This window comes from Shewanella sp. SR1 (assembly GCF_020447145.1).
Lineage (GTDB): Bacteria > Pseudomonadota > Gammaproteobacteria > Enterobacterales > Shewanellaceae > Shewanella > Shewanella baltica.
In genome coordinates, this window is record NZ_JAJAEF010000027.1 from 55,668 (window position 1) to 65,309 (window position 9,642).

Annotated in this window: 7 protein-coding genes and 1 pseudogene; 4 read left to right on the forward strand and 4 right to left on the reverse strand. The window is 47.0% G+C overall.

From position 1 onward, the window contains the following. Window positions 1-46: 46 nt before the first annotated feature. The 4 genes and pseudogenes from KV201_RS19125 to metK all read right to left on the reverse strand — a co-directional run bounded on the left by KV201_RS19125 (window position 47) and on the right by metK (window position 3,341). Window positions 47-775, reverse strand: coding sequence for a restriction endonuclease (locus KV201_RS19125; RefSeq protein WP_149981248.1), 729 nt, complete (start codon window positions 773-775; stop codon window positions 47-49). Between the two features lie 74 nt (window positions 776-849). Then, window positions 850-1,071 carry a hypothetical protein gene (locus KV201_RS19130; protein ID WP_226060233.1) on the reverse strand — a complete coding sequence of 74 codons (222 nt, stop codon included), beginning with the start codon at window positions 1,069-1,071 and terminating at the stop codon, window positions 850-852. A 348-nt stretch (window positions 1,072-1,419) separates the two neighbouring features. Further along, a pseudogene (locus KV201_RS19135) lies at window positions 1,420-1,634 on the reverse strand (IS91 family transposase); the annotation flags it as partial. A gap of 555 nt (window positions 1,635-2,189) precedes the next feature. Next, complete coding sequence (gene metK, locus KV201_RS19140; RefSeq protein WP_006080333.1) at window positions 2,190-3,341, reverse strand: methionine adenosyltransferase; 1,152 nt, start codon at window positions 3,339-3,341, stop codon at window positions 2,190-2,192. Window positions 3,342-3,741: 400 nt separating this feature from the next. Here metK and tkt point away from each other — a divergent pair, with 400 nt between their 5' ends. The 4 genes from tkt to fba all read left to right on the forward strand — a co-directional run bounded on the left by tkt (window position 3,742) and on the right by fba (window position 9,501). Then, complete coding sequence (tkt, locus tag KV201_RS19145; RefSeq protein ID WP_006080334.1) at window positions 3,742-5,736, forward strand: transketolase; 1,995 nt, start codon at window positions 3,742-3,744, stop codon at window positions 5,734-5,736. 116 nt (window positions 5,737-5,852) lie between these two features. Next, complete coding sequence (gene epd / locus KV201_RS19150; RefSeq protein ID WP_226060234.1) at window positions 5,853-6,869, forward strand: erythrose-4-phosphate dehydrogenase; 1,017 nt, start codon at window positions 5,853-5,855, stop codon at window positions 6,867-6,869. Between the two features lie 137 nt (window positions 6,870-7,006). After that, complete coding sequence (locus tag KV201_RS19155) at window positions 7,007-8,182, forward strand: phosphoglycerate kinase (protein WP_226060235.1); 1,176 nt, start codon at window positions 7,007-7,009, stop codon at window positions 8,180-8,182. Window positions 8,183-8,433: 251 nt separating this feature from the next. Next, a complete protein-coding gene (fba, locus tag KV201_RS19160) occupies window positions 8,434-9,501 on the forward strand; it encodes a class II fructose-bisphosphate aldolase (RefSeq protein ID WP_006084020.1) in 1,068 nt (355 codons plus the stop codon). The last annotated feature ends 141 nt before the right edge of the window (window positions 9,502-9,642 follow it).

The following is a 9,642-nucleotide window of genomic DNA, read 5'->3' on the forward strand; positions in this document are numbered from 1 at the left end:
ACGAAGGTCCAGCCCCGCAGGGGCGAACAAAATGCGCTTGTTAATTTCAATTTAGCGGCTTTCTATCCGCGATTAATGCATCTGTTAAAGTAACCAAAAGCAGGTATACAGACTTCAATACTTCGTTGCCACCTTCACTACTTTCATCTTCTTCGATGGCGGTAAGCCAAAACCAAGGGTGGTTGCAGTTGCACTTCAACTCACTTTCATCGCCCAAACAAAATTTACCACCACAGTCCCAACACCAAATATGAAAATCCCCACAGATATCGCATTTACCAATAGTAGTAATTGATACTGGAGTAGATGGTGCTCCTATACCCATAGGCGAATCCCAAAGTACTAGACCTCGCTCTTTTCTTTCATTACAACTATCACTTATACAGTCATCCCACAGCGAGAGATCAACATTTTCTAATTCAGAGAGAGCAACAATTTTCAAATTAATATAATCTTGTGCTCTTCTTTTTGCCGCCTCACTATAGCCGTTTGGACAAACTAAAATGCCAGCTTTTGAGGAGCAGTCCATCATCATTCCATGGAAACTTTCAACGTCTTTAACATTTAGGGGACGGCTATATTTCTTGGCATCTACAATAATCCTGCGATTTCTATCGTCACCAAAGCGAGAGTCTATTAGGACATCTACCTGTCTAATCGTTTGACTTAAACAACCTTTGATTTTGGCATTTGGGATAACCGTGACATCTTGAGATTGATAGTCCTCAGAGCAAAGTTCGGCTATGAAACGCTCATACTTCTTCCAGTCAGTCATGGTCACCTTTGAAAATTAACGCTCAAAGCAGCTGCGCGGTACGCGTCGGCTGGCTTTGCTTGTTATAAACCACCTTACCCACTTACTACTGCTGATGTCGAACCTACATCTTTTTTTAGCACCAGCACCACCAGATAAACCAGACCAAACGGTGGAATGATTGAAAGCACCATACCAAGTAGACCGGTCAACACTGGCGTTTGGGTTTTACGACGACCAAGGTAGTAACACAGTGCCCCCATAATTAGCGCGAACACAATAATGAACTGGCCTAAAACTGTTGCATTGATATTCAAATGAACTCTCCTTGTGGTTTATAACGTCTTAGTATTTATGCGCTGCGCTGTTTGCAGGGCATAAATCGCTTGTTGGACTTGGCCGCTGCCACATCCGTGTAAATGGGTATGAATAATGCTATAGGAATTTGCTTTTTTGCGGTAGCGGTTTTTTTATACAGTTTGATGGGTAATCACTTGATATCGTTTTATCTTTCTCATTCTTTTACGCTCACTTTTGACTGACTAAGGCGCGTGGTCCACTGCATTCCAGCCCAGACTCACTCTCGCACCACATCCCCTCATCGGCTTGCGCCCATAAGGCTGGCTGCTTTTCGCTGCATTACGCTACGTCTTTAGGGCGTGGGGTTATCCTGACATGCGTACAGGCTGACCTTGGTTGTTTATCATCACTACCGACTGCGGCCTTATCAGCCCAATAAACTATAAATGACCAAGCTGGCATTGCGGGCATGACCACCAACAGTCCCCTTAACCAAAGGACTCGCAAATGCCGCCTGCGGTTGGCGCAATTATTGCTGGATAAGCGCTAACTTTTTGCGGCGGCAAGCATTGGCGAGAAAGATCGGACAGGCATAACTTCTAGATTGAAAGTAGTCCACCACATTAGCTTTTCTATAGCTAAAGCTTTATTCGGACTGTTTGCTTTTTGAACTTCGAAACTGATTTTGGGGCAATAGCTTTTTTAGTTGAACGAACAGCGAGAGGGTTAGTAAGGATTGGCATTGTTGCAACAGTGACCGTTGGCGGCATGGATGCCGTCGTCGAGCCTATAGGGATATATTTACGGCGAGTCACTGGGGAAATAATGACAATTCATGCTGCACAACTGACTACAAAGTTATCTTACTTTGGGTAAATAGCTTTTTTTGCTAAACGAACAGCGATTGGCATTGTTACACCTGTGACCTTCTAAAACAGGATGTTTTAGTTGAGCCCTTAGGGACGCTTTTTGTTAAACAAAGAGGTGACGAGTCACAGGGGAAACAATGATAATGAATGCTGCACAACTGACGATACAATTATCTTGCTTTGGGGAACCAAATTGCAGGCATAAAAAAACCGCTGGGTAGCGGTTTTTATATTTTGCAATCTTAACGGGTTTTAATCGAAACCGATTATAGACCCGCGTCAGCGCGCAGTGCTTCAGCTTTGTCAGTTGCTTCCCAAGGGAATTCGTTACGACCAAAGTGGCCATAAGCGGCAGTCGCTTGATAAATCGGACGTGCTAAATCGAGCATGGCCGTTAAACCGTATGGACGCAGTTCGAAGTGTTGACGTACTAACTTGATCAACAAATCTTCAGACACTTTACCCGTACCGAAGGTCTCGATGCTGATAGAAGTCGGCTCTGCCACACCAATAGCGTAAGACACTTGGATTTCACAGCGATCAGCAAGACCTGCTGCCACTATGTTTTTTGCCACATAACGGGCAGCGTATGCCGCGCTACGGTCAACTTTTGATGGGTCTTTACCAGAGAATGCGCCACCACCATGACGGGCCATGCCGCCGTAGGTATCAACGATGATCTTACGACCGGTTAAGCCGCAATCGCCTACTGGGCCACCGATAACAAAACGGCCAGTTGGGTTGATAAAGAACTTAGTGTCTTTGTTTAGCCATTGAGCTGGTAATACTGGCTTGATGATGGTTTCCATCACGCCTTCAATTAAGTCGGCTTGTGATACGTCATCTCTGTGCTGAGTTGACAATACGACGGCATCAATACCCACAATTTTGCCATCATCATAGGCAAATGTGACTTGGCTTTTCGCATCTGGGCGTAACCAAGGCAGGGTGCCGTTTTTACGCACTTCAGACTGACGCTTCACTAATGCGTGGGCATAAGTGATAGGCGCTGGCATTAGGACGTCGGTTTCGTTGTTGGCATAGCCAAACATTAACCCTTGGTCGCCTGCACCTTGCTCAGCAGGGTCAGCACGGTCTACACCTTGATTGATATCAGGTGATTGCTTACCAATGGCGTTTAATACCGCGCACGAGTCTGCATCAAAACCCATATCTGAGTGGGTATAACCAATTTCACGCACCGTTTTACGGGTGATTTCTTCGATATCAACCCAAGCAGAAGTCGTGACTTCGCCACCGACTAATACCATGCCAGTTTTGACATAAGTTTCACACGCCACGCGTGCTTTTGGATCTTGAGCCAGAATTGCATCTAGCACAGCATCAGAAATCTGATCTGCAATCTTATCGGGATGACCTTCTGAGACCGACTCAGAAGTAAACAAGTGCTTTGCCATAGTAGGAAAATCTCGTCGTTAGCATTCAAACGTGTAGAAGCATCTACATCTAGACGGCTATTTTAGTTTAAATCCGATTGCCGATCACCCCCAGTGAGAAAAAATCCTCTCAGATTGTGACCTGAAAACGACTATGCTCAGTCTTAAATAGGTTATTTTACTTATATTTCATAGCATTAAGTTTACTCGATTTTTGAGAAATTTATTTCTCCATTACAAGTGATCCTTGCGAGGCCCACTCAAGTAAACGCCAGTAAAGTGACTAGCTTGTTTCTACGAGTTTACGATTCGGCCATCTTTTGCTGAGTGAATGATAATTTTAGTTTGCGTCACACTGGCATGTAGGGGAAAATATGCATCCAAATTGCCCGCTAGACCCCACAAACAAGCAGGAGAGAGCATGTCTTCCCGTAAAGTACTCGCAAACGCAATCCGTGCGTTAAGTATGGATGCAGTTCAAAAAGCAAATTCAGGCCATCCCGGCGCCCCAATGGGTATGGCAGATATTGCTGAAGTGCTGTGGAATGATTTCCTTAAGCACAACCCGACCAATCCTAAATGGGTAGATAGAGACCGTTTCGTCCTTTCTAACGGTCACGGTTCAATGCTGATCTACTCTTTACTTCACCTGACAGGTTATGAATTACCAATCGAAGAACTGAAACAGTTCCGTCAATTGCATTCAAAAACCCCGGGTCACCCAGAATACGGTTACACCCCAGGTGTTGAAACCACAACGGGTCCACTCGGCGCGGGCATCAGCAATGCAGTCGGTATGGCGATTGCTGAAAAAACCTTAGCGGCACAGTTTAACCGTGATGGTCACGATATCGTTGATCACTACACTTACTGCTTCGTCGGCGACGGCTGTTTGATGGAAGGTATTTCCCACGAAGCCTGTTCATTAGCCGGTACTTTAGGTCTAGGCAAACTGGTCGCATTTTGGGATGACAACGGTATTTCTATCGATGGCCATGTTGAAGGCTGGTTCACCGATGATACGCCAAAGCGTTTTGAAGCTTACGGCTGGCATGTGATTGCCGGTGTTGACGGTCATGATAGCGCGGCAATCCGTGCTGCTATCGAAGCGGCTAAAGCGGTGACCGATAAACCAACCATGATTTGCTGCAAAACCATTATCGGTTTTGGTTCACCCAACAAATCTGGCAGCCACGATTGCCACGGCGCGCCATTAGGCGATGCGGAAATCGCAGCAGCCCGTGAATTCCTTGGCTGGCCATACGCACCGTTTGAAATCCCTGCTGACGTTTATGCCGGTTGGGATGCCAAAGAAGCCGGTGCTGCCCGTGAAGCAGCATGGAACGAGAAGTTTGCGGCTTATAGCGCAGCTCACCCAGAACTGGCTGCTGAATATGAGCGCCGTGTACTAAAAGGTGAATTACCTGCTGATTTTGAAGAAAAAGCGCAGGCATTCGTGCAAGCATCACAGGACAAAGCCGAAGGTATTGCGAGCCGTAAAGCCTCACAAAATGCCATCGGTGCTTTCGGTGCTATGTTACCTGAACTGTTAGGCGGCTCTGCTGACTTAGCGGGTTCTAACTTGACACTGTGGTCAGGTTCTAAAGGTATTCAAGACGATCCAGCTGGTAACTACATTTACTACGGCGTGCGTGAATTCGGCATGAGCGGCATTATGAACGGTGCTTCGCTGCATGGTGGTTTCATCAACTACGGCGCAACTTTCATGATGTTCATGGAATACGCCCGTAACGCAGTCCGCATGTCGGCGCTGATGGGCATTCAAAACATCTTCGTTTATACCCATGACTCTATCGGTCAAGGTGAAGATGGTCCAACGCATCAGCCAGTTGAGCAATTAGCTAACCTGCGTATGACGCCAAATATGGCTGTATGGCGCCCATGTGATGCGGCAGAAACGGCGGTTTCTTGGAAAGCTGCGATTCAACGTCGCAATGCGCCAACGTCACTGATTTTCAGCCGTCAAAACCTCAAAGCCCAAGCGCGTACCGCTGAGCAATTAGCCAACGTGGCTAAAGGTGCTTATGTACTGCAAGACTGTGCGGGTACACCAGAACTGATCCTGATCGCAACCGGTAGCGAAGTACAATTGGCGATGGATTCTGCGGCTGCATTAACTGAGCAAGGTAAACAAGTTCGCGTAGTCTCTATGCCATCGACAACTGAGTTCGATAAGCAAGATGCAGCGTATAAAGAATCGGTATTACCACGCGCTGTGACTAAACGTGTGGCTATCGAAGCGGCGCATACCGATTTCTGGTACAAGTACGTCGGTTTTGAAGGCACTGTTGTTGGCATGACCACTTTTGGTGAGTCAGCGCCGGGTAACGTGTTATTGAATCACTTCGGTTTCACCGTTGAAAATGTGCTGAATGCTGCAAAATCATTGGGCTAATCGCTCAAGGGATTAGATTCAATACAAAAGGTTAAACTTTTTAAGTGTTAATCTGTATAATGCGGCCTGCAATCTTTTGCAGGCCGTTTTTGTATTTAGAGGAAATTGAGACCTCAATGATCCGAGTCGCTATCAATGGTTATGGCCGTATCGGCCGCTCTATTCTTCGTGCTTTGTACGAGTCTGGAAAACGGCAGCAAATGCAGATTGTCGCGATTAATGAATTAGCTAAACCTGAAGCCATTATTCATCTGACCCAGTACGACACCACCCATGGTCGGTTTGCGCACAAAGTGAAACTCGTCGATGATCACATGCTGATTGGCGACGATGCGATAAAAATTCTCCACGAGCCCGATCCCACAAAACTCCCTTGGCATGAAATGGACATAGACATTGTCTATGAGGCCACTGGTGTATTACTCGATCGTCAAAGCTGCGAAGCCCATATTCATGCCGGCGCTAAACAAGTGCTGATAAGCCATCCATCCTCAGCCGATGTCGATGGCACGATTGTCTATGGTGTGAATCACGATTTACTCCGCGCCGAACACACAGTCGTTTCCAACGCTTCTTGTACAACTAACTGTATCGTACCTGTGATCGACGTACTCGATCGCCACTTCGGCGTTAAAAGCGGTGCCATTACCACTATCCATTCGGCGATGAACGATCAGCAAGTGATTGATGCTTATCATGATGACTTACGTCGTACCCGCGCCGCCGGCCAATCGATTATTCCAGTCGACACTAAGCTTGCCCGCGGTATTGAGCGGATTTTGCCGCACATGAAAGATAAATTTGAAGCGATTTCGGTGCGCGTGCCGACCATCAACGTGACCGCGATCGATTTGTCTGTGACGCTTGAGAAAACCGTCGATATTGCCACTGTAAACCAGGTGCTGAAATCGGCCGCCAATGGGCGATTTAACGGCATTTTGGGTTATACTGATGAGCCCTTGGTTTCATGTGATTTCAACCATGATCCGCGCTCCAGTATTGTTGACGGTACCCAGACCCGTGTCAGCGCCGGTCAACTGGTGAAGCTGTTGTTGTGGTGCGATAACGAGTGGGGTTTTGCCAACCGTATGTTAGATACGAGTTTGGCGATGATCGCAGCCAAGCGAGGCTGATAAAAAGTAGATTATTCACCGGTGGGTCACTCAGTTATATGCCAATTCGACGGGATGTCGAGCGCCTAGCGGCAGTAAACTGATACCGGCCATGTGTGAAACCAGTTTGTTTTTTGATTATAAAAGGAAGCGTTACTATGGCAATTATCAATATGTCAGATTTGGATCTACAAGGTAAGCGCGTGCTTATTCGTGAAGATCTCAATGTGCCTGTTAGCAATGGCGTCGTCACCAGTGATGCACGTCTGCGCGCCTCTCTACCAACTATTGAGTTGGCCCTTGCTAAAGGCGCCGCTGTGATGGTGATGTCGCACTTAGGTCGTCCGACCGAAGGTGAATACAATCCCGAATATTCTATGCAACCTGTGGTCGACTACTTGGCTAAAGCCTTGTCGTGTCCTGTGCGTTTAGCGACGGATTATTTAGACGGCGTCGACGTTGCCGTCGGTGAAGTGGTTGTGTTCGAAAACGTGCGTTTCAACGTGGGCGAAGGCAAGAACAACGAAGCGCTGTCGCAAAAAATGGCCGCGCTGTGTGATGTCTATGTTATGGACGCTTTTGGTACTGCACATCGCGCCCAAGCATCGACTCACGGCGTTGGCATGTTTGCCCCCATCGCCTGTGCCGGTCCATTATTGGCGCAAGAATTAGATGCCTTAGGCAAAGCGTTAGATAATCCTGCGCGTCCTATGGTGGCGATTGTCGGTGGCTCTAAAGTATCAACTAAGCTGACCGTGCTAGAAAGCCTTTCAGGTATCGTTGACCAGTTAGTGGTTGGCGGCGGTATTGCCAATACTTTCATCGCGGCGGCGGGCTACAATGTCGGTAAATCACTGTATGAAGCGGATTTGATCGACGAAGCTAAACGTTTAGTGGCCAATGCTAAGAGTCGTGGCGCCGATATTCCTGTGCCGACAGATGTGGTCGTGGCTGGCGAGTTTAGCCCAACGGCTGCGGCAATCTTAAAATCAGTTAGCGAAGTCGCTGATGGCGAAATGATTTTTGATATTGGTCCAGATAGCGCTGAAGCTCTAGCTAAAATCATCGAATCTGCTGGCACTATCGTGTGGAACGGCCCTGTGGGCGTGTTCGAATTCGACCAATTTGGTGAAGGTACTAAACGTATCGCCCAAGCGATTGCCGATTCAAAAGCCTTCTCTATCGCAGGCGGTGGTGACACTTTGGCTGCGGTTGATAAGTACGGTATTGCCGATAAAGTGTCTTACATTTCGACTGGCGGCGGCGCTTTCCTCGAGTTCCTCGAAGGTAAAGAATTACCGGCTGTGGCTATGTTAGAAAAGCGCGGCGCTTAATTATTAAGTTTTAAAATACGCGGCGCATAAGACGCCGCGATAAGCTCTGATAACATCAAAGCTTGATAATAAATAAAAGAATTATAAAAAAACCGCCCGTATTTATTTTAGATATTTTTTCAGGTACTTATATTAGGTGCTTGTTTAAGGTATCTATTTGAATACGGGTATAAAAATCCATCCAAACGATAGTGACCTCGGTGACCAAGCGTTGCAGAATGTGACAGTCACCCTATTATTGGAGTTAAAAAATGGCGTTAATTTCCCTACGACAACTACTCGACCACGCGGCAGAACATGGATACGGAGTGCCTGCGTTCAACGTTAACAACTTAGAGCAGATGCGTGCCATCATGCAGGCCGCTGAAGCAACAGACAGCCCTGTTATTGTGCAAGCTTCTGCTGGCGCTCGTAAATATGCTCGCCCACAGTTCTTAAAATATTTGATGGCAGCGGCCCTTGAGCAGTACCCAGATATTCCTGTGTGTATTCACCAAGACCACGGTACCGATCCTGATATCTGTCAGCGTTCTATTCAATTAGGTATGTCATCAGTGATGATGGATGGCTCTTTGATGGCCGATGGCAAAACCCCTGCATCGTATGACTACAACGTCGATGTCACTCGTCGCACAGTGGCATTTGCCCATGCGTGTGGTGTGTCAGTTGAAGGCGAAATCGGCTGTTTAGGCAGTTTAGAAACTGGCCAAGCAGGCGAAGAAGACGGTATTGGTGCAGTGGGTACATTAAGCATGGATCAAATGCTGACGACCCCTGATGAAGCGGCGCGTTTCGTTGCTGATACCCATGTTGATGCACTTGCCATCGCTATCGGTACTAGCCACGGTGCTTACAAGTTCAGCCGTAAACCTACGGGTGATGTACTGCGTATCGACCGCATCAAAGAAATCCATGCGCGTATTCCTAATACTCACTTAGTGATGCACGGTTCATCTTCAGTGCCACAAGAATGGTTACAGATCATCAACCAATACGGTGGTCAGATCCCAGAAACCTACGGCGTGCCATTAGAAGAAATCGTTGAAGGTATCAAGCACGGTGTGCGTAAGGTGAATATCGATACTGACTTACGTTTAGCATCAACGGGTGCGGTACGTAAGTTCTTAGCGGAACACCCAAGTGAATTTGACCCACGTAAATTCTTGAAAGCGTCAATGGAAGCTATGGCAGACATCTGTACTGTTCGCTACGAAGCTTTCGGTTGTGCAGGTCAAGCATCTAAGATTAAACCATTGTCTTTACAAGCAATGTATAAAGCGTATCAGTCTGGCGCGTTAGATCCTAAGATCAACATGTAAGCGTTATCGCTAGGACAAAAACCCGCTAATGCGTAATGCCGTTCACTTAAGAGTGAACGGCATTTTTCTTTGGTCTAACCGGAAACTTGTTTTTGCTCATTTTAAGGACTCGTGGATAAGCCCTTTCCCGTTTACCATCCA